Annotated in this window: 23 protein-coding genes and 3 tRNA genes; 21 read left to right on the forward strand and 5 right to left on the reverse strand. The window is 44.3% G+C overall.

Going from position 1 to position 25,938, the window contains the following annotated elements; all coding sequences use genetic code 11:
• Window positions 1–34 precede the first annotated feature (34 nt).
• The 7 genes from AE2B122_RS17080 (at window position 35) to AE2B122_RS17110 (ending at window position 3,524) form a co-directional block, all read left to right on the forward strand.
• Window positions 35–114: transfer RNA gene (locus tag AE2B122_RS17080), tRNA-Leu, on the forward strand.
• A gap of 21 nt (window positions 115–135) precedes the next feature.
• Window positions 136–210: transfer RNA gene (locus tag AE2B122_RS17085), tRNA-Gly, on the forward strand.
• Window positions 211–213: 3 nt separating this feature from the next.
• Window positions 214–286, forward strand: a tRNA-Ala gene (locus AE2B122_RS17090).
• Between the two features lie 137 nt (window positions 287–423).
• The gene (locus AE2B122_RS17095) at window positions 424–879 is read left to right on the forward strand and encodes a DUF2243 domain-containing protein (protein ID WP_175074844.1); all 456 of its coding nucleotides are present in this window, start codon (window positions 424–426) and stop codon (window positions 877–879) included.
• Window positions 869–1,633, forward strand: coding sequence for a cytochrome c oxidase assembly protein (locus AE2B122_RS17100; protein WP_175074845.1), 765 nt, complete (start codon window positions 869–871; stop codon window positions 1,631–1,633). Before AE2B122_RS17095 ends, AE2B122_RS17100 begins: the two co-directional genes overlap by 11 nt.
• 120 nt (window positions 1,634–1,753) lie before the next feature.
• Window positions 1,754–2,974, forward strand: a complete 1,221-nt coding sequence (locus AE2B122_RS17105) for an MFS transporter (RefSeq protein WP_095220467.1) — start codon at window positions 1,754–1,756, stop codon at window positions 2,972–2,974.
• 58 nt (window positions 2,975–3,032) lie between these two features.
• Entirely contained in the window at window positions 3,033–3,524 is a 492-nt protein-coding gene (locus AE2B122_RS17110) for a hypothetical protein (protein ID WP_095220468.1), read from the forward strand.
• 78 nt (window positions 3,525–3,602) lie between these two features.
• On the opposite strand, the gene AE2B122_RS17115 is transcribed toward AE2B122_RS17110, so the two are convergent.
• On the reverse strand, window positions 3,603–3,764 hold the full coding sequence (locus AE2B122_RS17115) for an aspartyl-phosphate phosphatase Spo0E family protein (protein ID WP_095220469.1): 162 nt from the start codon (window positions 3,762–3,764) through the stop codon (window positions 3,603–3,605).
• A gap of 208 nt (window positions 3,765–3,972) precedes the next feature.
• Here AE2B122_RS17115 and sigW point away from each other — a divergent pair, with 208 nt between their 5' ends.
• The 11 genes from sigW (at window position 3,973) to AE2B122_RS17170 (ending at window position 16,378) form a co-directional block, all read left to right on the forward strand.
• Window positions 3,973–4,536, forward strand: coding sequence for an RNA polymerase sigma factor SigW (gene sigW, locus AE2B122_RS17120; RefSeq protein WP_095220470.1), 564 nt, complete (start codon window positions 3,973–3,975; stop codon window positions 4,534–4,536).
• A gap of 13 nt (window positions 4,537–4,549) precedes the next feature.
• A complete protein-coding gene (locus tag AE2B122_RS17125; RefSeq protein WP_095220471.1) occupies window positions 4,550–5,167 on the forward strand; it encodes an anti-sigma factor in 618 nt (205 codons plus the stop codon).
• Between the two features lie 201 nt (window positions 5,168–5,368).
• The gene (gene cdaA / locus AE2B122_RS17130; RefSeq protein WP_038565321.1) at window positions 5,369–6,193 is read left to right on the forward strand and encodes a diadenylate cyclase CdaA; all 825 of its coding nucleotides are present in this window, start codon (window positions 5,369–5,371) and stop codon (window positions 6,191–6,193) included.
• Window positions 6,186–7,475 carry a YbbR-like domain-containing protein gene (locus AE2B122_RS17135; RefSeq protein WP_175074846.1) on the forward strand — a complete coding sequence of 430 codons (1,290 nt, stop codon included), beginning with the start codon at window positions 6,186–6,188 and terminating at the stop codon, window positions 7,473–7,475. Before cdaA ends, AE2B122_RS17135 begins: the two co-directional genes overlap by 8 nt.
• A gap of 28 nt (window positions 7,476–7,503) precedes the next feature.
• Complete coding sequence (glmM, locus tag AE2B122_RS17140; RefSeq protein ID WP_175074847.1) at window positions 7,504–8,853, forward strand: phosphoglucosamine mutase; 1,350 nt, start codon at window positions 7,504–7,506, stop codon at window positions 8,851–8,853.
• 405 nt (window positions 8,854–9,258) lie between these two features.
• Window positions 9,259–11,061, forward strand: coding sequence for a glutamine--fructose-6-phosphate transaminase (isomerizing) (gene glmS / locus AE2B122_RS17145; RefSeq protein WP_095220474.1), 1,803 nt, complete (start codon window positions 9,259–9,261; stop codon window positions 11,059–11,061).
• Between the two features lie 137 nt (window positions 11,062–11,198).
• Window positions 11,199–12,338, forward strand: coding sequence for a sensor histidine kinase (locus AE2B122_RS17150; protein ID WP_175074848.1), 1,140 nt, complete (start codon window positions 11,199–11,201; stop codon window positions 12,336–12,338).
• Window positions 12,331–12,963: a response regulator transcription factor gene (locus AE2B122_RS17155; RefSeq protein ID WP_095269985.1), complete on the forward strand. Its 633-nt coding sequence runs from the start codon at window positions 12,331–12,333 to the stop codon at window positions 12,961–12,963. The genes AE2B122_RS17150 and AE2B122_RS17155 overlap by 8 nt, the downstream gene beginning before the upstream one ends.
• Before the next feature lie 107 nt (window positions 12,964–13,070).
• Entirely contained in the window at window positions 13,071–14,003 is a 933-nt protein-coding gene (locus AE2B122_RS17160) for an ABC transporter ATP-binding protein (RefSeq protein ID WP_095262798.1), read from the forward strand.
• Between the two features lie 12 nt (window positions 14,004–14,015).
• A complete protein-coding gene (locus AE2B122_RS17165; RefSeq protein WP_175074849.1) occupies window positions 14,016–15,284 on the forward strand; it encodes an ABC transporter permease in 1,269 nt (422 codons plus the stop codon).
• The gene (locus AE2B122_RS17170; protein ID WP_175074850.1) at window positions 15,281–16,378 is read left to right on the forward strand and encodes an ABC transporter permease; all 1,098 of its coding nucleotides are present in this window, start codon (window positions 15,281–15,283) and stop codon (window positions 16,376–16,378) included. Before AE2B122_RS17165 ends, AE2B122_RS17170 begins: the two co-directional genes overlap by 4 nt.
• A gap of 32 nt (window positions 16,379–16,410) precedes the next feature.
• Here the strand turns inward: AE2B122_RS17170 and AE2B122_RS17175 are convergent, their stop codons facing one another.
• Window positions 16,411–16,845: a DUF6508 domain-containing protein gene (locus AE2B122_RS17175; RefSeq protein WP_175074851.1), complete on the reverse strand. Its 435-nt coding sequence runs from the start codon at window positions 16,843–16,845 to the stop codon at window positions 16,411–16,413.
• Between the two features lie 287 nt (window positions 16,846–17,132).
• Between AE2B122_RS17175 and AE2B122_RS17180 the strand changes: the two genes are divergently transcribed.
• The 3 genes from AE2B122_RS17180 (at window position 17,133) to AE2B122_RS17190 (ending at window position 22,000) form a co-directional block, all read left to right on the forward strand.
• Window positions 17,133–19,478 (forward strand): family 43 glycosylhydrolase, encoded by a 2,346-nt coding sequence (locus tag AE2B122_RS17180; RefSeq protein WP_175074852.1) that lies wholly within the window; start codon window positions 17,133–17,135, stop codon window positions 19,476–19,478.
• 856 nt (window positions 19,479–20,334) lie between these two features.
• Window positions 20,335–20,706 carry an iron chaperone gene (locus AE2B122_RS17185; RefSeq protein ID WP_175074853.1) on the forward strand — a complete coding sequence of 124 codons (372 nt, stop codon included), beginning with the start codon at window positions 20,335–20,337 and terminating at the stop codon, window positions 20,704–20,706.
• Between the two features lie 88 nt (window positions 20,707–20,794).
• Window positions 20,795–22,000: an MFS transporter gene (locus tag AE2B122_RS17190; protein WP_175074854.1), complete on the forward strand. Its 1,206-nt coding sequence runs from the start codon at window positions 20,795–20,797 to the stop codon at window positions 21,998–22,000.
• A 69-nt stretch (window positions 22,001–22,069) separates the two neighbouring features.
• Here the strand turns inward: AE2B122_RS17190 and AE2B122_RS17195 are convergent, their stop codons facing one another.
• From AE2B122_RS17195 to AE2B122_RS17205, 3 genes are all read right to left on the reverse strand, one after another.
• Window positions 22,070–23,056 (reverse strand): aldo/keto reductase, encoded by a 987-nt coding sequence (locus AE2B122_RS17195; protein ID WP_175074855.1) that lies wholly within the window; start codon window positions 23,054–23,056, stop codon window positions 22,070–22,072.
• 151 nt (window positions 23,057–23,207) lie between these two features.
• A complete protein-coding gene (locus tag AE2B122_RS17200; RefSeq protein ID WP_175074856.1) occupies window positions 23,208–24,563 on the reverse strand; it encodes an MBL fold metallo-hydrolase in 1,356 nt (451 codons plus the stop codon).
• A 51-nt stretch (window positions 24,564–24,614) separates the two neighbouring features.
• Window positions 24,615–25,892: an ABC transporter substrate-binding protein gene (locus tag AE2B122_RS17205; RefSeq protein WP_175074857.1), complete on the reverse strand. Its 1,278-nt coding sequence runs from the start codon at window positions 25,890–25,892 to the stop codon at window positions 24,615–24,617.
• Window positions 25,893–25,938 lie beyond the last annotated feature (46 nt).

Raw genomic sequence — 25,938 nt, forward strand, 5'->3', positions numbered from 1 at the left:
TTTATAGATCAGTTCCAGTAACTGTTTCTATTACGCGGGTGTGGTGGAATTGGCAGACACGCTAGACTTAGGATCTAGTGCTTCGGCGTGGGGGTTCAAGTCCCTCCACCCGCATCATCATTACTTTACTGCTGAGCGGAAGTAGTTCAGTGGTAGAACACCACCTTGCCAAGGTGGGGGTCGCGGGTTCAAATCCCGTCTTCCGCTCCATATGGGGCCTTAGCTCAGCTGGGAGAGCGCCTGCCTTGCACGCAGGAGGTCAGCGGTTCGATCCCGCTAGGCTCCACTCATATGAAAGTCGTCCATTTGGACGGCTTTTTTTAATTTTTTAGGCATAGGAGTAAATCTCCTATGCCTTTTTTGTTTATTCTGAGCCCTATCGGGAAACAGTTTAGATAAAAGTCTTTTGGTAGGAGGATACGAATGAAGGATAGGCATACATATAAACGCATGAATATCTTGTCTGGATTTTTGTTCGGTGTCGGTTTGGTTGCTTTTATTGATGAAGCTGTCTTTCATCAGCTTTTGCATTGGCATCATTTTTACGATTTATCTTCTTCAACTTGGGGGCTTGTATCCGATGGTTTCTTCCATGCGCTGAGTTGGTTTGCAACGGTTGGAGGTTTGTTCCTTTTTGCTGATCTTCGCAGACGCAGCGATCTAATTCCGCTTAGATGGGGCGGTGCTGTTATGCTCGGAAGCGGCATTTTCCAGCTGTACGATGGCTTGATACAGCATAAATTGTTCCGCATACATCAGATTCGTTACGGAGTGGATGTCTTCTATTACGATCTGATATGGAATGGTATCGCTGTGCTGTTAATTGCGGCGGGAATCTGGTGTATCCGTCTTTCAAGGAGAAAAGAGCATGCACGTTGATAAACTTGCTCTTTATTTTGCCTTCTTCTGTATACTATTTTATCTGCTGGCAATGAGAACTTCTGCGAAGCGCTTCAAAGCCTGGCCGCTGCGCAAGTTGCTGCTATTTGTAAGCGGTATTGTCATAGGTCTTCAAGCTGTAGCTGGACCAATAGCTATGCATGCGCATCATAGCTTTGTTTATCATATGATCGGGCATCTGCTGCTCGGGATGCTCGCGCCCTTGCTGCTCGTTTTATCACAGCCTGTCACCTTGCTCCTGCGTGCACTTCCGCAATCGGGAGGGAGAGCTGTCTCTCGGATTTTTCGCAGCGGGTATGCCCGTTTCCTAATTCATCCAATCACTGCAGCCGTATTAAATATCGGAGGGCTATGGCTTCTTTATACAACGCATCTATTTCATTACATGCATCAGTCATCCTTCGTTTCTATGCTTGTTCATCTGCATATATTTGCAGCGGGTTATTTGTTCACGCTGGCTATGCTGTATACAGATCCCGTCCCGTACAGGAAAAGCTATCTTTACCGGGTGATTGTTTTTGTGTTTGCCCTTGCAGGACACGGCATACTATCGAAGTACTTATACGCGAACCCACCTATGGGCATAGCAGCTGCAGATGCACAGCAGGGGGCGATGTTAATGTATTATGGCGGTGATTTGATTGATCTTACTATAATTGTTATCTTGTGCTGGCAATGGTATCAAGCTGCTGCACCTAAAACTTCATTATCAACTGCAAAAGCTGCCGAATAAGGCAGCTTTTTTCATGGTTGCTGATATTTTGGTAAAAATAACACTGTAACAGATTTACAAAGTGTCAAGACACCTGTAAACTTAATGTGTCAAATAATACATTTTTGCAGAGGTGCTGGAATGGAAAAAACAGTAGCAGATAAAAAAACAGGTAAAACGATATCTGAGCGGAAGCTGCTCGGTATTGTCGGAACAGGTTGGTTGTTTGATGCAATGGATGTTGGTATTTTATCATTTATTATTACGGCGTTAACATTGGACTGGGGATTATCATCCCAGCAGGCAGGCTGGATAGGCAGTATCAATAGCATCGGAATGGCTGTGGGGGCATTTGTGTTTGGAATTATGGCCGACCGTGTAGGCCGGCGGACAGTTTTTATGATCACAATTTTGATTTTCTCTATTGCGAGCGGATTGTCGGCTTTAGCTGCATCTTACCTTATTTTTGTTGTGCTGCGCTTCTTTATCGGAGCAGGGCTGGGCGGTGAGCTGCCGGTTGCGTCAACATTAGTATCGGAGTCTGTGGCGCCAGAAAGACGGGGGCGCATGGTCGTGCTGTTGGAGAGCTTCTGGGCAGTCGGCTGGCTGCTAGCAGCGATTATTTCTTATTTCGTCATTCCGGATTACGGCTGGCGAGTAGCTCTCTTGCTGACAGCAATACCTGCGTTATTCGCAGTCTTTCTTCGTAAGAATCTGCCGGATTCACCGTCTTATACAAAGCTGAAGCAAAAAACTTCTGTCATGGCTGGTATTCGTCAATTGCTTGCGAAAGGATTTGCTAAACGCAGTGCGATGCTTTGGATCGTTTGGTTCTGTATTATGCTCAGCTATTATGGCATGTTTCTGTGGCTTCCGAGCGTGATGGTTGAGAAGGGATTCGATATGGTCCGCAGTTTCGAGTATGTATTGATTATGACACTCGCGCAGCTGCCAGGATATTTCTCTGCAGCTTGGCTGATTGAGAAGGTGGGCAGGAAGCCGATTCTGATCATTTATCTTATCGGTACAGCCATCAGTGCAGTTCTTTTCGGTAATGCAGAGTCAGCAAGTATGCTGCTGACGGCCGGCATGCTGCTGTCATTTTTCAATCTAGGGGCTTACGGTATTTTATATGCTTATACTCCGGAACAGTATCCTACTGCTATCCGTGCAACTGGCTCTGGGATCGCAGCAACCGCAGGAAGGATCGGCGGTATCCTGGGACCATTGCTGATTGGTTATCGCGGCACGCTCGGGATATCTGTCAGTACGGTTTTCCTTCTATTCTGTGTAACAGTTCTTATTGCTGCAGTAGCAGTGTGGCTGCTTGGGGAAGAAACGAAGGGTAAGACGCTTGCTTGATGCGAGATTTCGGTCCTGTGTGGTAAAGTAGAGCAAGAGTAAGAAGGAGGTTAACATTTTGTTTTCCATACAAGATTATACCGAGGCAGTCAGTGTCTCCTTGGAGAAGCATTCGGAGGATGTCATAAGTGAATTGAAGCAGATTTTCCAGCTGCCGTTCCTCCCGGAAGTAGAGAAAATTGCTTTTCGCATGTTCAAGGAGCCGATGGCCTTTGAACTGACAATCATGTATTATGCACTCGATGCAGACGGCAATGAACGTTATTATGATGAAATGGGCGATAAATACGCTGGAGGAAGTGAAGAAGTAGCAGAGGAGATCCCGTATTTCCAGCTGTCTGATACAGCTACCGATGCATTCGAAGCTTTTCGTGAACTGCAGGAGGATGCTGTAGAAAAAGCGGATGAACAGGTGATGATTGCCTGGTTTGCTGATTGCTACAAACGAGCTGGCGGAAATGCATTTTCTCTAGAAGCGAGTGTCGGTTTTCACAACGATGTGAAGGCATACTTCCTGAAACAAGGTGCCTGGGCGGAAGATCGTCACTGAATGAAAGTGCGTACCACGTGTACGTACTTTTTTTATGCAAAAAAAATTAACAGCTTCCCTTACAGGCTGTTAATTGCGCTACATATTTTTTCTTTGTTTTTCGTATTCGTTCAATAGATCATCAAGTTGCACACTTGCGGTGACGACTGCATCGGATGTAAGCGGCATACGGCGGGACAGGCTTAGCATGTGGTTGCGCGTCTGTTCGATTTTTTCCAAAAGATTGTCTAAAGTAACCATTTTAACCTCCATAATCTGATATACTATTTGTCGTTAAGAGTACCCTTTCTTTTTTTATTTAAAACGTCATATCTCTAAAAAATATAAAAAGTAAGAAAAAACTGTTGCTGGCAAACTATAAGGTTTGAGAAAAGATATTTTTGTGAAAGTGAAACCTTTTCGGAACGTCATTCGTTACTAAGAAGCCGCAGTTAGGCGGGAGGATTCCATGGAGAACATCATAAAATATCATATAAAAAACGTCAAGAAGGGTGATCATGCGGCCTTTGAGGAAATCGTTTCCTTTTATCAGAACAAGGTGTACCATATCGTATACCGAATGGTCGGAGATAGCCACGAAGCGCAGGATATTGCCCAAGAGGCGTTTATCCGTGCTTACACCAACATCCATTCTTTTGACGAGAATCGAAAATTCTCCACATGGCTTTACCGGATTGCAACGAACTTAAGCATAGATCGTCTGCGGAAGAAGAAGCCTGATTTTCATCTGGATGCCGAGGTGAAGGGGACAGAAGGATTGGATATGTATTCTCAGTTGGCGGCTGACCAGGCACTGCCTGAGGAAGAAGTCGAGAGCATGGAGCTGCAGAGTTATATCCATAAGGAAATATTGTCCCTCCCGCCAAAGTATCGCAGTGTTATCGTACTGCGGTTCCTGGATGATTTATCATTAGCGGAGATTGGCGAAATCCTGGACCTGCCGCTCGGGACAGTGAAGACGCGTATCCACCGTGGCAGAGAGCTACTACGGAAAAAACTGCGCCACGTATAAAGGGGGGTAACACATGAATTGCGAAGAAAGCCTTGCGCTTATGCATCTGTATCTGGATGGAGATGCTTCAGAGGAAGAAGCACAGCAGCTTCGAGAGCACCTGAAAATATGCCCAGATTGTAACCAGCATTACCGAGAGCTCAAACAGACAGAAAGCCTGCTTAGCGGTGCTGCCTATGAGTTGAGTGCACCGGCCGGCTTCACCGCCAGTGTCATGGCGAATTTGCCGAAAGAAAAGAAGCGCGCCGGGTATATGAGATGGTTCCGTGCGCACCCTGTCATCACGGCTGCTGCGGTATTCTTCCTATTCATGTTCACAAGCGTATTATCTGCTTGGAATAGTGATAGCAGTGTAAGTGTATCGAAGCAAGAGGGTTTAATAGTAGAGAACGATCTCGTAATCGTACCGGAAGGTGTCACAGTCAAAGGAGACCTGGTCGTCGAAAATGGCGATTTGGATATCAGAGGTCAAGTGGATGGTGATGTCACGATCATCAATGGCGACCTCATCGAGGATCCTGGAACTAAAGTGAATATGGCTTCTGTTGATAATATATCAGGCGAATATCAGGAAATTAACCGGATTTTCGGCTGGGCTTGGTACCATCTAAAAGAATTGGTTACATTCTAATGTAAGAGTATGTTGAGCTGCTTGTTGAAGGGCTCTTTTTTTTTACCCTTAAATCATTGGCGGTACAAGCCCGTATTACGTTAAGATAACAGGGGACAGTAAGGTTAGATTACTCTCCTTGTTAGTAAGCGACTGCTTTAGGGGAACTATGCTATAATGTACGAAGAAATTCGAGCTATTCATATAAAAGGACGTGTATCCATGTTTGGGGGATTAAGTGAACTTTCTATATTATCCATACTGCGGATTATCGTGGACATTGCAGCAGTATGGTTCATTTTCTACAAAGTCTTAATGCTCATAAGGGGAACGAAAGCAATTCAGCTGTTGAAGGGGATCTTCATCGTTGTTATTATCGCTTTCTTGAGCAGTGAGCAGATACTCGACTTCCCGATGCTCGCCTTCCTGAGTTCGCAGGCGATTACATGGGGATTCGTAGCCATCGTCGTTTTGTTCCAGCCGGAGATCAGGCGTGCATTGGAGCAGCTCGGGCGAGGCAGCTTCTTCTCCCGAAACGTGCGATCGGAGGAAGAACAGACCAATAAGAACATAGAAGCGATTGTGAAGTCCTGTAATTACATGGCGAAGCGGCGGATTGGTGCGCTAATCACAATCGAGCGCGAAACAGGTATGGGAGATTATATTGAGACAGGAATTCCGGTGAATGGTCATTTGACATTCGAACTGCTCACGAATATTTTTGTCCCGAATACACCATTGCATGACGGAGCTGTCATTCTGAAAGAAAACCAGATTGCGGCAGCAGCTTGCTATTTGCCGCTATCTGAGAGTCCATTCATTTCTAAGGAACTTGGGACGCGTCACCGGGCAGCTATGGGAATCAGTGAGGTGACGGATGCACTGACAATCATCGTTTCGGAGGAGACAGGATCGATTTCCTGTACGAAGAACGGAGAATTGTTCCGTGACATCACGCCGGATGCCTTGAAAGAGATCCTCGATAGAGAAGTAGGCGTACCAGCTTCCGGTTCCAAGGCAAGAAGATGGAGGGGTAAGAATGGATAAATGGCTGAAGAGTCCATGGACATTGCGTGTTGTATCGCTTGTGTTTGCTGTCCTTCTCTATGCCTATGTGAGTGCGGAATCGGACGTAGATAACCGTGCCGGCGAGGTTCCGATTACGAGTTCGGATGAAACGAACACGGTTGATGCACCTGTCAGCATCCGGATCGATGACTCTAAATATGTCGTCAGCGGCGTACCGGAGTATGTATCCATGCAGCTTGTCGGACCGGCAAGTGATGTAACAGCAGCGATACAGCAAAAGAACTATGAAGCTTATGTGGATCTGACAGATCTTGATACCGGAACGCACACAGTGAAGCTGCATTACGAAAATGTCTCGGACAACCTGCAAGTATATATGCAGCCGGCATCTGTTGAGGTGACAATCCAAGAAAAAGCTTCACAGCAATTTAATGTTGACGTAGGCTATACCAATGAAGATCAAATGGCAGCAGGATTCCAAGTAGACAGCTCCACAGTGGAACCTCAGACGGTTTCAATCGTAAGTACACAGGAGGTCATCGATCAAATTTCCAGTGTGCGTGCGTATGTGGATCTGACAGATGTTGATGCTGATATTGATAGCAGGGAAGCACCAGTGAAAGTATATGACGCCCAGGGCAATGAGCTGAGTGTGAATGTACAGCCGGAGACAGTCGAGGTTTCGGTACAAGTAAGCAATCCGAGCAAGACAGTCCCGATAGAAGTGAAGACAAAGGGGCAAGCGCCGGATGATGTATCTGTTGCTTCGCTTACACCAGAAATTCAAGAAGTGACTATCTATGCATCGCAGGATACATTGGATGGTATCGATTCGGTCAGTACCGAAGAAATTGATTTGTCCAAGGTGACAGAGAACCAGACGATAGACGCGAACTTGCAGCTGCCGGATAATGTACGCTCAGCAAGTGATGAGCAGATATCAGTCGATATTGAGCTGGATGAAACGAGCGAGACGACAATCGAAAACGTTCCAGTTACAATCGAAGATTTGCCTGATGATCAGGAAGCGACCATTACAGATCCGCAGAATGAGCAGATCGATGTAACAGTAAGTGGAGCGCAGAGTGAAATCGAAGGCCTATCGGCAGACGACATTACGGCAACGATTGATGGAAGCAGCTTGGAAGAAGGGGAGCAGACGGTTCAGCTTGACGTATCAGGACCTCAGAATATCGAGCTTACCCCGAGCCAAGAGGAAGCCACAATAACTGTTCAGACCGCAGATAATGCAACGAGTGAAGAAGAGGAAGATACGAATACAGATACACAGACACAGTGACTGTGAGCCATGTGAAGGAGAGGTAACAATGGGAAAATATTTTGGAACGGACGGCGTCAGGGGGATTGCGAATGAGGAGCTCACCCCGGAGCTTGCCTTCAAGTTAGGCAGATATGGCGGCTATGTGCTGACAAAGACAAGTGAAGAAAGACCGAAAGTGATGATCGGCAGAGATACACGTATTTCCGGTGAAATGCTTGAAGGAGCGCTTGTTGCAGGACTTCTGTCCATCGGAGCTGAGGTGATGCGTGTTGGTGTCGTTAGTACACCAGGTGTTGCTTATCTTACAAAGAATATGGGAGCAGCTGCAGGTGTTATGATTTCTGCGTCTCACAATCCTGTGCAGGATAACGGAATCAAGTTCTTCGGTCCAGACGGTTTCAAGCTTTCTGATGAGCAGGAGAACGAAATTGAGCAGCTGATTGATGCAGAGACAGACGAACTGCCTCGACCATCCGGAGCTGATCTAGGTCAAATTAATGACTATTTCGAAGGCGGTCAGAAATATATTCAATATTTGAAGCAGACAATCGACAATGACTTCGAAGGACTTCACATTGCGATCGACTGTGCCCATGGAGCGACTTCTTCCATTGCAACACACTTGTTTGCGGATCTGGAAGCGGATATCTCCTCAATCGGTACATCGCCTGATGGTTTGAACATCAATAAAAACGTCGGCTCCACGCATCCAGAAACATTGCGTGATTTCCTTCTGGAAAAAGAAGCAGATGTCGGACTTGCCTTTGATGGTGATGGCGATAGATTAATCGCTATTGATGAAAAAGGACAAATTGTTGACGGTGACAAGATCATGTACATTTGTGCTAAATTCCTTAACGATCACGGACGTTTGCGTCATAACACGGTCGTATCCACAGTCATGAGCAATATCGGCTTCTACCGTGCATTGGATAAGCATAATATCAAGAGCAACAAGACAGCTGTTGGTGACAGATACGTGATGGAAGAAATGCGCCGAGGTGACTTTAATCTTGGTGGAGAGCAATCTGGTCACATCATCTTCTTGGATTATATGACAACTGGTGATGGCATGCTTGCAGCACTGCAGTTGATCAATGTTATGAAAGAAACCGGCAAGAAGCTATCCGAGCTTGCGAGCGAAGTCGAGATCTTCCCGCAGATCCTAATAAATGTGCCGGTAACAGATAAGCAGGAAGCACTTGTGAACCAGCAAATCCTGGACTCCATCGCAGAAGTCGAGCAGGAGCTTGGAGATCAAGGGCGCGTCCTTGTACGACCATCTGGTACTGAGTCACTTGTACGGGTAATGGTGGAAGCACCGACGAAGGAAGACTGCAAGAAACATGCAGACAAAGTAGTAGCTGTCATCGAACAGGTACTAGGAACAAAATAAAATCAACGTATGCGTAGGGAACAGAACATGCTCCCTGCGCATACTTTATTTACATGCAAGAAAGAATTGACCAACTGGATTTCCTTCATGTAGAATGAAGAGGTTAGTCATTCATGCAGGAAAGTGAGGATAGAGGTTACAACAACATAAAAGCGCCAGGACTTATCCCGAGCGGTGGGGTAAGTTGACGAGGTGGAGGTTTATCGAACCATTCGGCGGATGCCTCCCGATTGCACACATCTCAGTCGTCATGTTTTAGAACCGAAAGCAGAGAGGCGACTCTCTGGATAAGGACAAAACAAGATGTGAAAAATAGATAAAACGAGAAAGGGGCAAACAACTGCCCCATGCTTAGCGCAGGCCGTTCGTTTGCCCCTTCCAAGTCTTGAGGAGGACAACAACGACATGTGTGGAATTGTAGGATATATTGGACAGAATGATACAAAGGAAGTATTGCTTAACGGATTAGAGAAGCTGGAGTATCGCGGATACGATTCAGCTGGTATCGCAATTGAAAACGAGCAAGGTGTGAACCTTTTCAAAGTAAAAGGCCGCATTGCTGCATTGCGTGAAAAAGTAGATCACAACGTTTCATCCACAATGGGAATTGGCCATACTCGCTGGGCGACACACGGTGCACCGAACGAAGACAACGCGCACCCGCACCAAAGCGCTTCTGGCAAATTTACGATTGTGCATAACGGTGTAATCGAGAACTATGTCGACATCCGTAAAGCGTATCTTTCTGACGTAACATTAAAAAGTGATACCGATACAGAAATCGTTGTACAGCTTGTAGAGAAAATGTATGAAGAGACGCAGGATACAGCAGCAGCATTCCGTAAAGCGGTTAGCTTGCTTACTGGTTCTTATGCCCTTGCAATGATCGATAAAGACGATAAAGAAACAATCTTTGTGGCGAAAAACAAAAGCCCATTGCTTGTAGGTATCGGCGAAGGCTTCAACGTCGTAGCAAGTGACGCGATGGCAACACTTCGCGAAACAGATACGTACAAAGAGATCCGTGACAAAGAAATCGTTATCGTTCGCCGTGACAGCGTGGAAATCCAGCTGCTTGACGGCACGACAGTAGAACGCGATAGCTTCAAAACGGAAATCGATGCATCCGATACGGAAAAAGGCACATATGATCACTTCATGCTGAAAGAAACAGATGAGCAGCCATTCGTTATCCGTAAAATCATCCAGCACTACCAGGATGATGCGGAACAAATTAAAATGGAACCTGCTATTCGTAACGCGATGGTAAATGCAGACCGTATTTACATCGTAGCAGCGGGAACAAGCTACAACGCTGGACTAGTCGGTAAACAATTCATTGAAAACCTGGCTAAGATTCCGGTTGAAGTGCATATCGCGAGTGAATTCGCATATAATATGCCGCTTCTATCTGAGAAGCCATTATTCATATTCCTTTCCCAATCTGGTGAAACTGCCGACAGCAGAGCCGTATTGGTGAAAATCAAAGAACTCGGACACCCAGCACTTACAATCACGAACGTGCCAGGATCCACCCTTTCTCGTGAAGCAGACTTCACATTGCCGCTTTACGCTGGCCCAGAAATCGCGGTAGCCTCTACTAAAGCATATACAGCACAGATGGCAGTTATGCTATTGCTAGCAGTAGATGCAGCAAAAGGCAAAGAAATCACACTTGATTTTAACCCGCTTCAGGAGCTTGCGATTGTTGCGAACGCAATGGAAGTACTGACAGATCAAAAAGAAACATTCGAAACACTAGCACAAAGCTATCTAAGTGAATCCCGCAACGCATTCTTCATCGGCCGCGGCGTCGATTACTTCGTCTGCGTCGAAGGATCACTGAAACTAAAAGAAATCTCCTACATCCAAGCAGAAGGCTTCGCTGGAGGAGAACTGAAACATGGCACAATCGCCTTGATCGAAGAAGGCACACCAGTCATCGCACTAGCTACACAAAGCTCCCTGAACCACTCCATCCGTGGTAACGTACAGGAAGTAAACGCACGCGGTGCCAACACATTGCTCATCAGCATGAAAGGCCTAGAGCATGACGAAGACGCCTTCGTCATCCCAGCAGTGCATGAGCTATTAACACCACTTGCAAGTGTCGTACCGCTTCAATTGCTTGCTTATTATGCAGCAGTTCAGCGTGGTGCGGATGTTGATAAGCCGCGTAACTTGGCTAAGAGTGTTACGGTGGAATAAGTCTTACCGGTTAACGGAATAACAAACTTGCTATGGATTTAATCTTAGCGTATATACAATACACACAGAGAAGCACCATACTTATTATTTATGAGTATGGTGCTTTTTTTTCGAGGAAAAGAAAGGAGGGCCTATATTTGAAAAAAACATATTTTATTTGGCTTTCTATTCACTGTGTTGTTTGGACTTTAGCATATTGGGAATATGCCCCGAATCTAAATGCAGGGCGACTAACAGGTGTGGGTGTTTTTCTAGTCCTGTTATTTATTGTTCCGCTCTTTAAAGAAAAACCACTGATACAAACCCTATTATTCTGTGCACAAGCTCTATTGACAATCTTCATCTTCTATCCTATAAGCAACGATTTAAGCCCATATCCAGTTCTCATACAATCCTTAATTATGGCAGAAGCAGTCTTTTATCTTTCACGTACTAAAAGTTTAATAGTAATTGCTGTTCAAATTGCGAGTGCTGCAGTGATTTTAATATTATCCACACCCACCATTACTCAATTAGTATGGTGTGCATTATATTACCTTTTACTAGTAGTCGCCTTGCTTTATCATCAAGTTATACATAACAGAGAAAAAGAGGCTCGATTAAGCAATGAGGCCTTACTTGAAGAATACCGTAAGATGAAAAGACAGCTTCTTGTGGAGGAGCAGCAGGCGAGGCAGGATGAACGGATGCTCATTGGGCATGAGATTCATGATTCGGTCGGGCATAAGCTGACTGCATTGCTCTTTCAGTTTGAGGCTTTTCGTTTAACGGCGGCTGAGAAGGACAAGGAGATGGTCGGGAAGCTGAAAGAGCTGGCTGAACAGAGCTTGGAGGAGACGCGGCAGGCGGTGCGGTCATTCAAGCAAAATGAAGTGGGCGGTTTGCAGGGTGTGATCCGACTTATTCGGAAATTAGAGATAGAGAGTTTTATGAAGATCAATTTTTCTGTAAAGCATGGTGCGTTTGCGGCTCCTTTGACGGGTGAGCAGTCATTTGCAATCTTTCGTGCTGTACAGGAGGCATTGACGAATATTATGAAGCATAGTTCTTCAAGAGAGGCGCAAGTCATATTCGAAGCTCCTGGAGGCAGTATTTTTCGGTTTGAGGTGATCAATGCTGCGACGCATGATCGTTACTTTCAAGAAGGGTACGGGTTGAAGGCGATGCGGGAGCGCTTAGAGAAAGTGGGCGGAACGCTTGAGATCGATTATGAGACGCACCGCTTTTTGGTGAGAGGCACGATAAGATTAGCAGACTGGGGCGGTTCCGATGATTAAAATTTTGCTGGCAGAAGATCAAGTGATGGTTCGCCAAGGCTTAAAGATGATGATTGAAACGGATGACAAGATTCGCGTGACTGGGGAAGCTGACAATGGGAAGGAAGCAGTCAGCTTATGTGAGAAGCAGCTTTTCGATGTGGCCATTTTGGATATCCGCATGCCTGTGATGGATGGCATTGAAGCAGCGAAAATCCTCCGCTCGCGGTTCCCTCATATCAAGATCCTCATGCTGACTACATTTGACGATAATGAATATGTATTGAGTGCCTTAAGGCTAGGAGTCAGCGGTTATATGCTGAAAAACGGGGATACAGCATCTCTCATTCGCTCCATTAAAAGCGCATTGAGCGGCGGCTTATCCTTAGAGGATCAGGTTGCTTCGAAAGTGATGCCGATTTTACTGCAAAACCAGGAAGAAAGGCAAATCGACTCGACATTGACCCCGAGGGAAAGAGCAATATTGAAGTGTATAGGAGAAGGATTGAATAATAAGGAAGTGGCCGAACGACTAGGATTATCGGTTGGGACTGTGAAAAATCAAACGAGTCACATTTTAGATAAATTGGAATTAAGAGATCGGACACAATTAGCCATTTATGCAATACGTCATCGCCTCGTATAAAAAAGTGACGAAAGTAATAAGTGTCCAATCGCAGAATGACCATAGTCAGTAGTGGCTTTGGTTTTTTTAATTTATGATGCAAGTAACAACATAAAGGAGGAAAAAACGTGCTGGAAACCATCAACTTAAGCAAGTCCTTCAAAGGAAAGAAAGTTGTTCAGGATCTCAACTTGTACTTGGCAGATGGAGAATCAGTCGGATTGCTCGGTCCAAATGGAGCCGGGAAATCAACTACAATTTCCATGATTTCCACTTTGATCAAGCCGACGAGCGGAAGAATAACCATGAACGGTGTGAACGCGATTGCTAAACCGGGGGAAATCAGAAGCGTTTCCGGTGTTGTGCCACAGGAATTGGCGCTGTATCAGGAGCTGTCCGCTTATGAGAACCTTAAGTTTTTTGGATCGATTTATAAATTGAGGGGCAAAGAACTGGAGAAAGCTATTCAGCAGGCTTTGGAGTTTGTCGGGTTGGATGATCGAAAAAAGGATTTGGTTAAGACCTATTCCGGCGGGATGAAACGCAGGCTTAATATAGCGGCGGCGTTATTGCATCGCCCGAAGATTTTAATATTGGATGAACCGACAGTCGGTATCGATCCGCAATCGAGAAATCATATCCTGGAAGCTGTACGGGCGTTGAATCAGACAGATGGAACGACAATTCTTTATACGAGTCATTACATGGAAGAAGTAGAGCAGCTTTGCGATAGATTATACATTATGGATCACGGCAAGGTCATTGCAGCAGGAACAAAAGATGAATTACTCAGTATATTGTCGACCGAGAATAAGATAAAGGTGGAGTTAAACAAGCTGGATGAAGCCTTTGTAGAGCAAGTAAAGACAATTGAAGGAGTTCATAAAACTGAAGTAACGGAATTGCAACTGAAGATTATAGCCGCAAAAGGCAGCAACTTAATCAGCAAATTGGTTCATCTTACAGAACAGCATCAAATCCAATTGCTTCATTTCCAAACAGAAACGCCTAGCTTGGAAGATGTATTCCTTCACTTAACCGGACGTACGCTGAGAGATTAAAGGGGTGTCGTGATGCGAAGTTTCATCAAGAAAGATTTGTTGATATTTTTACGGGACTGGAAAGAGCTGCTCACGGTCCTGTTGCTTCCTATTATTTTGGTTATCGTGTTGAATTTCGCTTTTGCTGGGTTATTTGATAGTGGTGATGAAGTATCAATGGATTTACAGTTAGCCGTGGTCAATCAGGATAATGAGACGGAAGCAATGGAGCAGCTGAAGGAAAGATTGGTTCGTGATGCTGCCTTTGAAGAGCAGGAGGCAAATGCTATCTTGGAAGCTGCAGGGGAGATACAGCCTGTTCAACTGCTATCGGATTATCTGGAAAGTGACGATGTAAAGGAATGGGTGACGGTTCATCATCTGGAGGAAAAGGCAGCAGCCGAGAAAGTCAAAGAGGGCGAACTGGATGGTATGCTAGTCATCCCACAGGGATATACCGCGGATAGTTTATATGCGAGCTTCGCAGGCGAACCTCCAACTACATCATTGATTTATAAAATAGAAGAAGAGACGACAGATAGCAGTGCTCTACAACAGTTTATACAAGGATTTATTGAGCAATTAAATTATCAATTTGCAATGCAGGAAGTAACGGGTGGTGCAGAAATAGAGGCGGATCTTCCTGAAGGTGGTTTAGAGGATATAGGCACCGCGCACGACTTCACGATGACTCAGTATTTTACGATAGCTTTAGGGGGATTATTTGCCTTATTCGTCGTTGCGACGGTAGCGATGAAGACAGGAGTGGAGATCAGGGACCAAGTATTCAACCGAATATTATTAGCGAATAGCCATCCAATGCGGTTTTTAATTGGTAAAATGGTTTCCACGATTTGTCTGGTTGTACTGCAAATTATATTTGTATTACTTGTATCCCACTTTCTTATGGATGTATTTCCGGATCGTTCGATAGCCTTTTGGGGTGGGGTCTTCGTGATGGTAGTCTTGCTCGCTTTGGTGCTGTCGGGTTTAGCGGCAATTTATACGGCAATGTTATTGCGAATGAATAGTGTTGATGCGGCAAATGGAATTTTTATGTTCTTTACTTTGCTGTTCGGTACGCTAGGAGGAGGATTTGTTCCCATTTATATGCTGCCTGAATGGCTGCAGCAAATTGGAGGATGGACTCCAAACGGTTTATTTCTGTCCATACTGACAGAGTGGGTACAATTTGAGAATCTGTCATCCATCGTCCAGCCAAGCATGTTCATGATCGGTTATTTCTTATTATTCACTTTCATTGGCTTAGCTTTGTTTCCGAAAAGGGGGAGAGCACAATGAAAAATGTATTATGGGTGCAATTCTCAAAGGACAAACGAAATCCGCTGCTCGTTCTATTGTTGATTGCGGGAAGTATTGTAGCTGCCATTTTATTTGGCGGCGGCATTCAGTCCGCGACAACAGTTGGGATTTTCAGTGAAGAAGCCAATGCTGCAGAAATAGAAGATAAGTGGGAAGCATTGTTAAATACAGATGACTCCTTCACATTTGAAATAGTGGAACCGGAAGAAGCGCGTGAAGACATAAAGAAAGGCAATATCGATGTAGCAGTAAAGGTCATGGAGGATGATTACCGATTGCTGGTCTCCAAAAATATGCCGACCGTTTCTTCTGTAGAACGATATGTTGATAAGGCTTTTCAGCAAGAAGCACAAATCAATGCGGTTGAATCACAAGTGGGAGAAGATGTCCGGGATGAAATGGAGAGCTACCTAGACGATGCACCATTTCAGCTGGAAGCGCAAGGGTTGGATAGCGAACAGATTCCTACGTACAACATCCGTACACAGCTGCTATTTTCCTTCACATTCTTGATCTCGATGTTCATCCTTGGATTCAAGGTTAACAATGTGACACAAGATAAGGTTGCTGGTATTTGGGATCGGATGATTTTATCGCCAATGAAGAAAACTGGTATGTACAGTGGTTATTTGTTGTATAGTTTTCTGATTACGATGCTTCAAATAGTTATCGTGCTAATCGTGTTTAAGTATGTCTTGCGTTATGATGTCGGAGATAGTCTGTGGCTGATCATTCTCATTGCAGCGTGCTTTACTTTTGGCATGATCAGTATTGCCATGTTGATTACCGGATTTGTCAGGACGCCGGAGCAGTTTTATGCCATTTATCCATCCGTCATCCCGCTAATTCCGCTTGTCAGCGGAGCTTATATGATGCCGGGAACGATTACGAATCCTGTGCTACTGTTTATTGCGGATCTGTTCCCGCTGGCACATGCAATGGAAGCGATTATGTCGGTTGTGTTCTATGGTGCTGGTTTGCAGGATGTCATGATGTCTCTGTTGTATATGTTGTTGATTGGTGTCGTGGCTATGGGAGTGGGGATTAATCTTGTGGAGCGGCGGAGCAGTTAAGAGATTGCTTATATGAAACAAAAGAACCTCGATTACGCATCGAGGCTCTTTCGTTTCTCATCATACCATTTGATCAAGCTATGTAAAATACTATCAAATAAACCAATCTCGACTGCTTTTGCTATGGCTCCATCCCCAAATCGTTCACTGCGCACTATATAAGTAGCAGCTTGAATCGCATCTGCAACGCTTAACTCTGTATCTGACGAGTAGTCTGGCAATCCGTTACTTCTCCAATTGTATAAAGGAGTTATTGCGCCGACAGTATATAGCAGACTCGTGGCTTTGTTTATACGTTCACTATAGACGGGGTATTTTAATGCTTGCTCGTTTCCTCCATTTGACCATGCCACATTACGATCTTCGTCTGTCATCCCTTCCGCAACAGAACGCAATTCTTCCCAAGCGTCTGTTTTCGACAGGTCTAATTCGTTTATGAGTTGTATATTATCTGGATTTCCGTCCATAAACACCATCCTCCTTTTATTTGATTATATCGTATTCTTATTGAATCATATAAAATCTCTGATTTTGCGATTTGTTTAAGATAGACTAATATCTTCAACTAATCTATTGACAATGGTATTTGTACGTATAAGTTCTGCTTCTATACTTTTCTAATGCCATTTTCAATATCAATAATAAAGAATCTATCTATAAAACAAGGATTTTATACTTATTGACAACTTTCTCCATTCCTCCTAATCTTAAACTAGTATTATGAAAACGTTATCATATATTGAGGAGGAAAGAGATGAAAGCTAACAAACGTATACTCGTAACGTCGATGTTGTCGGTCGCATTACTTATACCTGCAATTCCAGGCGCGGATACTCTGGCAAAGGATAAAGGCGAAAAAGAGAAGGTACCTGTATTTGAGAATGCTTCTGTTCATGATCCATCCTTCATTGAAGTGGACGACCAGTACTATGTGTTCGGTTCCCACCTAGCTGCAGCAAAAACGAACGACCTTATGAAATGGAAAATGGTCGACTCGGGTGTACGTGATGGAAATAAACTCATTCCTAATGTAACGGAAGAACTCAAGGAGACACTTGAATGGGCACAGACGGATACTCTCTGGGCGGCAGATGTAATTCAACTGGCGGATGGGAAGTTTTATATGTACTACAATGCGTGTAAAGGGGATTCACCACGTTCTGCAATGGGTGTGGCAGTGGCGGATAATATTGAAGGACCTTATGAGGATACGGGGATTATCCTGAAGTCAGGTATGTGGGATGAGCCTAGCGAGGACGGTACGATTTATGATGCGACAAAGCATCCGAATGTGGTGGATCCTGATGTGTTCTATGACGAGGATGGCAAGCTATGGATGGTGTATGGATCTTACTCTGGCGGTATTTTCATTATGGAAATGGATGAGGAGACAGGCAAACCGCTTCCAGGACAGGGGTATGGGAAGAAGCTGATGGGTGGCAACCATAGCCGGATTGAAGGGCCAGCAATGATGTACAGCCCAGAAACAGATTATTACTATATGTTCCTATCATTCGGTGGGCTGGATGCTGTTGGCGGCTACAATATTCGTGTGGCGCGTTCTAAGTCTCCAGATGGTCCGTTCTACGACGCAGAAGGGAATGACATGATTGATGTGAAAGCAGATCCGAATTTACCTCTGTTTGATGATAAGTCAATTGAACCTTATGGCGTGAAGCTGCTTGGAAACAACTTGTTCGAGAAGAAGGTCGGTGATCCAGGAGAGGACCCGGGTATTGGCTATGTCTCACCAGGACATAACACTGCTTTTTATGATGAGGATACGAAGAATCATTATTTAATCTTCCATTCTCGTTTCCCAGAGCGCGGGGAGGAACATGAGGTGCGGGTGCATCAGATGCATATGAACGATAACGGCTGGCCGGTCGTAGCTCCATCTCGCAATACCAATGAGAAAGAAGCGAAGATTAAACGCAAGGATATAGCTGGTGACTATCAGTATGTGAATCATGGAAAAGATATTTCTGCTGATGTGAAAACTTCTGAACAAATCACCCTGAAAGAGAATGGAAAAGTCGAAGGTGCTGTAAAAGGAAAGTGGAAGTACGGAAAAGATAATGAGATTACCCTGACAATTGATGGCGAGAAGTATAATGGGTTCTTCCTGAAACAGTGGGACGAAGCGGCAGAAGAATATGATACAACATTCACTGCTTTATCAGACAAAGGTGTCGCAGTCTGGGGCAACCGAATGGAAGACATGAAAGATAAAGAGGTTGTTGCAGCAGTCAAGAAGGATCTGAGCATCTCAAACAGCGATAATTTATTTCAGAATGTAGAGCTGCCGACAGAAGGGACTCATGAATCCACGATCAAATGGACGTCATCCAATCCAAAAGTGATCGAGGCTGATGGTACGATACACCGGCCAGCGGCAGGAAGCGGAGACGGCAAAGTTACGCTGACCGCAAGTATTCAAGCAGGAAAAAAGAAAGAAACGAAAACATTCCAAGTGACAGTGAAGCAACAGGCATCTGAGCCAGAAATAGCACAATATAATTTCAGCGATCCAGGTAGTGAGGAAGCGGCCGATTCTTCCGGCAGCAATCTGCCAGCACAATTGAAAGGAAATGCTGTGCAAACCGAGGATGGAAAGCTAGCGTTGGATGGAAATGATGCGTACGTGGAACTTTCCACTCTTGTTGCAGATGCAGAGGATTTCACATTTTCCGCCCGGGTGAACTGGCAAGGCGGTGTAGCATGGCAGAGAATCTTTGATATAGGTGAAAGCAACGGCAAGAACATGTTCTTCACGCCATCTGACGGCAGCGGCAAGCTGCGATTTACAATTCATAATGGAGTAGATCAGAATATCACGACTGATGAGGCATTAGCTACAGGGGAATGGGTGCATCTTGCCGTGACGCTTGAAGGAGATACAGGAAAGCTGTACGTGAATGGAGAGCTTGCAGGAACAAATGAAAATATAACGACTAACCCATCTGATATTCTTGGAAATACAAACTATCTAGGGCGAAGCAGGTATGCTGCGGATGCGTTCTTTGGCGGGCAGATGGATGATGTTGCGGTGTATCGGAAGGCGTTGAGTGAAACGGAAATAAAAGAATCAGCGAATTAATAGGCGGTATGAGAACACCTCTTGTGAAGGGGTGTTCTTTTGATTTAAATCATAAAATATTACCCAAGCTCAGCTTTAACGAGCTGTTCTAATTCTGATCTAAATCTATGGAGATCGTCGATATCGTCATATTCGTTAATTTTAGATCTTATAGAAACATTCATTAAAAGAATAGGGTTATAATCTTTTACTAATTTACGGAACCAGTCCTGTCGCTGAAGCAATTTTATATTCTTTTTATATCTTTTTCCATTCTTTGAGGGGATCAAATTCTCTAAGAAAAGCATTATGAGGCTCGCTAAGTTTCTTAATAAAAGTTCCATTAAGCTATTTTCCTTTAAAATTAATGTAAGTATTAACATTGATTTTAACATGTTTGAAGGAATAATATTCCTTTCATGTTTATAATGGAAATTATAAAACAGAAAAAGTATGCGTTGAGGTGACTAAGCTGAGTACTCAGAAATATACAGGTCAAACAAAGATTCCGAAATATTGTTTCCAGCTAAATTCTCTCTTATTATAGGAATCCAATCGATCTTAGGAGTTATTATTCTTGGTAATGGAGCAACTTTAGGTGGATTTGGACTAGTGATGGCGTATATGGCTCATATTGAAATTAAGAAGAGCAAACTAAAAGGGCGAAAGTTAGTGGTGTTAGGTACAGTGTGCAGTTTGATTGGTATAGTAAGCAGCTTCATTTGGTAGTTGTCTAACCATCTAGAATAAGAGTGATAATATCACTAACTATTCCTAATCAACTTTTCTTTTTCTAGGCTTGTGGTTATAGTAGGGATATAATCTTAAGTTCTTCGATAATTCTAGTGAATAAAAACTTTATTTTGGGGGTAAGCAAATGCAAGTATTTGCAGATTATCTAGCTCAAATTGACAACCCGCAGCATCAAGAACGAATGGAAGAAGTTCTGAATTGGGTAGCTGAGAAATATCCCAACTTAGAGCAGAAAATAGCCTGGAATCAGCCGATGTTTACGGATCACGGTACATTTATTATTGGCTTTAGCATCGCAAAACAGCATTTGGCTGTTGCTCCGGAAAAGGCGGGAATAGATCATTTTTCTGATGATATTGTGCAGGCAGGCTATGATCATACGAAGCAACTGGTTCGTATCAAATGGGATGGACCTGTTGATTATTCATTATTAGAAAGAATGATAGAGTTCAATATTACAGACAAGGCAGACTGTACGACTTTTTGGAGGAAATAAAGTAAGTGAGTTGGAAGCACCTCTAAAGGTGTTTCTTTGCTGGGAATTCAAGATTCCGAGCTTGCTGGACAGAGTAAGGAGAAGACATATGGAACAATCTAATCAATTAAGACAAAACGCCTCACGTATTGGTATTGCTGTGTTAGTCTTAAGCATTCTGCTTGTCGGTGCTAATTTACGCGCTCCGATAACAGGGTTAAGTCCTTTAATAGACAATATTCGTTCAGATACAGGCATTGGTAATGCTGCAACAGGCATGCTGACTACTTTGCCTTTGATTGCATTTGCTGTATTTGCGCTGGTCGCGCCAAGAATTGCTAGGCGTGTAGGTATTGAAAGAACTTTGTTTGTCGGACTGATTATCATAGCTGTTGGACTTATATTTCGGTTTTTCTCACCAGTATGGATGCTTTTCGTTGGTACGGCTTTAGCAGGAATCGGAATCGCCATGGGGAATGTACTTTTGCCAGGCTTGATCAAGCGGGAATTCCCTAAAAATGTAGGCGTGATGACTGGAGCTTATGCAATGACCATGAATGGGATGGCTGCGCTTGCTTCTGGAATTAGTGTTCCTCTTTCAAACGGTCTTGGCAGTGGATGGCATGGCTCACTCGCTGTCTGGGTAATTTTGACGCTTGTAACGATGGTCGCTTGGGTACCGCAGCTGCGCCAGAGAGTAACAACATCATCCATTTCCCTTCCTAAGAAAGGAAAGAAACTATGGTCATCGGGTCTCGCCTGGAAGGTAACAGGTTTTATGGGATTGCAATCGCTATTGTATTACATCATGATTACCTGGATGCCCACAATACTTCAAAATCAAGGCTTTAGTGAATCAACAGCTGGCTGGCTTTTAGCTCTCACACAGCTTTGTAGCTTGCCGACTTCATTTTTGCTCCCGATCCTAGCAGGTCGTCTTGCAGGACAAAGGGGCATAGTGAGCATCATAGCTTTGTGTTTCGTTATGAGCTTCTCCGGGTTGTTGACGGGTATTACCTGGATTAGTGTCATCAGTGTTTTGCTGTTCGGATTAGCGGGAGGCGGTGTGTTCAGTCTCGCAACAATGTTTTTTGTATTGAGGACACACTCAGCTCAGGAATCCGCAGAATTATCAGGTATGGCACAGTTTGTCGGGTATCTATTAGCCGCAGTAGGGCCAACATTATTTGGATTAATTCATGATGTTACGTCAAGCTGGACAGTGCCGCTAGCATTGTTGGTTGCTGTGGCTGTAGTGCTCTGGATTGTTGGTATGGGAGCGGGGAAAAACGCTTATATCAATCAGCAGCACTAAGAAAAAGGCTAACTCCTTATCATAGGAAGTTAGCCTTTTTATATATAGCTGCAGTTAGTTGCCTGTATCTTAGTTTGGAAGAGGTGCTTCCGGTGAAATCAGTTCTTTCTCCAACAATTCCTGCCAAAATGCTTTTGGTATTTCCGCCTTCATGGCTGCTAGGTCCTCTTTGATTCGTTCAGGACGTGTAGAACCAGGAATAACGGCTGCAACCGCTGGATGAGCTGTAGAGAACTGAAGAGCCGCAGCTTTTAAGCTGACATCGTGGTGCTGGGCGATTGCTTCGAATTGTTTTACTCGCTCTTTGATTTCTGCCGATGCTTCTTTGTAGTCAAAGTAAGGACCACCGAGCAGGGCGCCTGAGTTGAAGGCACCACCGACAACAATGCCGACACCTTTTTCCTGTGCAGTCGGCAGCATGCGCTGCAATGCTTTCTTATGCTGTAAGAGTGTATATTGTGTTGCGGATAAGCATAAGTCAGGTTGTGTTTCCTCTAGTTCCATGGCTACTTCGATTGGAATTGTCGTATTGACACCAAGTCCCCATCCCTTAATGACACCTTCATCGCGTAGACGTGACAACACGCGGAAAGCTCCTTTTCTCGCTTCATCAAACTTTGCAATCCATTCGTCTCCATGGAAATCTGGAGAAAGGTCGTGGACAAAAACAAAATCAATCCGATCCGTCTGCAGACGCTCCAAGCTCTGTTTGATGGAGCGGCGCGTAGCTTCTTCTGTGTAATCGGTGATCACTTTGTTTTTTCGTCCTTCTTCATACAAGCCTTCCTTATCTTCCTCTTCATCCGTAAGATAGCGGCCTACTTTTGTGCTAATTACGTAATCATCCCGATCATATTTGGATAGGACCTTACCTAAGCGTAATTCCGCCAAGCCCGCACCATAGAACGGCGCAGTATCAAAGTAGCGTATACCTTGATCCCATGCGGTTTGAATTGTTTCTATAGCTTCTGCCTCGGGGACGTTGCGGAACATGTTTCCTAGTGGGGCTGTTCCTAAGCCGATCCGTTCGTTTAGTACCTGTTTTGAATCTTTCATTTTGAAACCCTCCTTAAGCCAGTATCTGTCTACTATTATATCTAACCATCGTATCGGTAAACGAAACCTTTGCTCCGTATTATAAATAGTGAAGAATGCTTACTATGCCTTTACAGAAAAAAGTCCGCCGATAGTATCGACGGACTTTTTTTTATAGTTTGGCTATATTCAATGAATTAGGCTGCCATGTCTCATACAACTTCGGATAATAAATCTCCTGCTTCGAATCAAGCGGCTTGATTAGCTCCGGATGATAGCTGTGCCATGGAACCAGCACACGAGGTTTGATTCTATCGATAATATAAAGAATATCTTCATTCTTCGCATGTCCTGATACATTGAGAGATTGATAGGAAACGCCGAAGCGCTCTAACAGTGCATGCATCGTTTGGTGAGCAGGATCGAATGAACCTAAAGGCATGCCATTGGAATGCAGGTAGATGCTTTCCTTCAAATCCAGATCAAGTAAATTTTGAATAGAATGATAGCTATTCTGCAGCAGGTATCCTGCTGGATTCTGATTGATATCAAAGGCAGTTACAGCTTTATATTTTGTCAGCAGCTGCTCGGTAATCACGGCATGTTTGCTGCTGTCGCCCAAGTAGACCATGAAATGAACATCATGTAAGAAGTGATCTGCCAGATAAGCTGTCGGTGCTTCTAAGACCGGTGTTCTGCCTGTTAACTTGGCCATTTGAAGGAAAGTGTTAATTCGATCGATATTCCGGTGGTAGATATTGAATATCCCTAGACCTTGCTTTTGGGCAAGTGTATCCTTTCCGACTTTAAGAATATCTGCATCTTCCTTGCATGCTGTATCTGTTTCTTTTTTATCCGGATTGAAAGTGGTGCCTTCAATTAGCAATACATCGATATTTTTTGTGGCCATGTAAGTGAGCCAGTCTTCTGTGTATTCTGGATGTGAGCCATGCATGCGCAGGTCACCCGAGTTCACAATTGTGAGGTCAGGTGTTTCAATTAGGAAGGAGGCGGCGCCGATTACATCGTGATCTACTGGAATAGGTGTAATGCGTATTTCTCCTACCACGATAGTTTGACCAAATGACATTCCGGTTGTTTCCTTATGTAATGATAATCTTTCGCCGACATGTTCCAGTGCATCATAAAGCTGCTTCGAGTCTTCCGTCATGTAAACAGGAATCTGTGGTGATAGTGTATCCATGGCGCCCATATGATCTAGATGAAGGTGGGAGATGAATACAACTGTTTGGTAGGATGAGTCTTCCAGCGGTTCTGGTTTTACTGCAGAAAAACTGTCTCCTGTTAAAGATTCTTTGCTGTATATGCCATCAATGGCGGGGATTGCGCCTAATTTCAGCATATCCAATACATAGCTTTGTTTCCGTTCTTTTGTATCAATGATGCTGCTGGCAGGATTATAGACAAGTCCGAAATCAAAGATGATTCGATCCTTCCCATAAGTTACTTCTGCAATATTACCGCCAATCGTGCGCAGCCCGCCCCAAAATTTGATAGTTGTCTTCATGTCTGTCACCTCTTAAAAGAAAAGGCAGGGGATAACCCTGCCAATCATTTATTATTGTAATTCAGCTTTTGCGCGTTCTTGTGCTTCTGTCAGACCTTCTTCAACTGTCTTCATGCCTTGGAGGATGTAATCCATTTCCTCAAGTACGATGTTACGTACTGCATCTCCACCAGGAACACGGGCGATGAAGAATCCGGCATCAAATTGCTCTGTGCCTGCTTTGTAGGCTGGGTTTTCTTCAAGGAATTGCTGATATTCTTCTGTATCCAATGCAGATTGACGGATAGGCAAGTATCCGGAAAGCATGGACCACTCAGAAGTTACTTCAGGGCTAGTCAAATACTTCATGAATTCCCAAGCAGCTTTTTGTTCTGCTTCTTCACTTTGGTTGAAGATTACGATGTCATTGCCGGCAAATGTTGTAGCAGCCTCGCCGTCCAAAGTAGGGATTGGTGCAGTAGACCATTCGATGCCATCTTCCATAGCGCCACCAACGTGTGGGATACCTGCAGAGGAACCGATATACATCGCAACATCACCGCGGCCGAATGGGTTGGACATATACTCATCTTCACCAGCTGTACGAGCAATGCCTTCGTCGATCATACCGCTAATCATTCCCATTGCTTCCTGTCCTTCTTTGGAAGCGAATTCTGGTTCGCCAGTTGCTTCATCCATATACGTGCCGCCCATTTGTTTCAGGATGCCTTGGAATTCCGCTTCGTAGGAGTTCTCAAAGCCCATGCCGACAACGCCGTCTTTTGTTACAGTCTTCGCAACTTCCTGCAGCTCGTCCCAAGTTTTAGGTGCTTCCAGGCCATTTTCTTCAAGAAGTGTTTGGTTGTAGAAAAGTACACGTGTGCTCTTGCTGAAAGGCAGGCTGTAGTAAGTATCATCCCATGTACTGGAGTCACGGAATACTTCAATATAATCATTCAATTCGTCTTCAGATAAGCCAACTTCCGGATCTTCGATAAAGTCATTCAAAGAAGTGATAAATTTATTATCAATGTATTCTGGGATGACATTTGTTGTAGCCTGTGCCATATCCGGCAGATTACCAGCTTTGGCTGCAGCCATGATTTTCTGTTGCAAATCCTCATAGCTTCCTTGATTCACAGGTTTGATCGTAATGTCATCATGTGTGCTATTGAAATCATCTGCAAATTTTTTGATGGCTTCTTCATGCGGTCCGCTCATTGCATGCCAGAATTCTACTTCTGCAGGTCCATCTGCGTCACTTCCATTGGCATTGGCACCGGAACTATTATTACAAGCAGCTAAAAACAGAACCAAAAATAAGGACAGTACAGATATTACTTTTTTCATATTTGTCTTCCTCCTTAAAGGGGTTTGGTAGTATGCAAGATCAGTT

Source organism: Terribacillus sp. AE2B 122, assembly GCF_902497585.1.
GTDB classification, from domain to species: Bacteria; Bacillota; Bacilli; order Bacillales; family Amphibacillaceae; genus Terribacillus; species Terribacillus saccharophilus_A.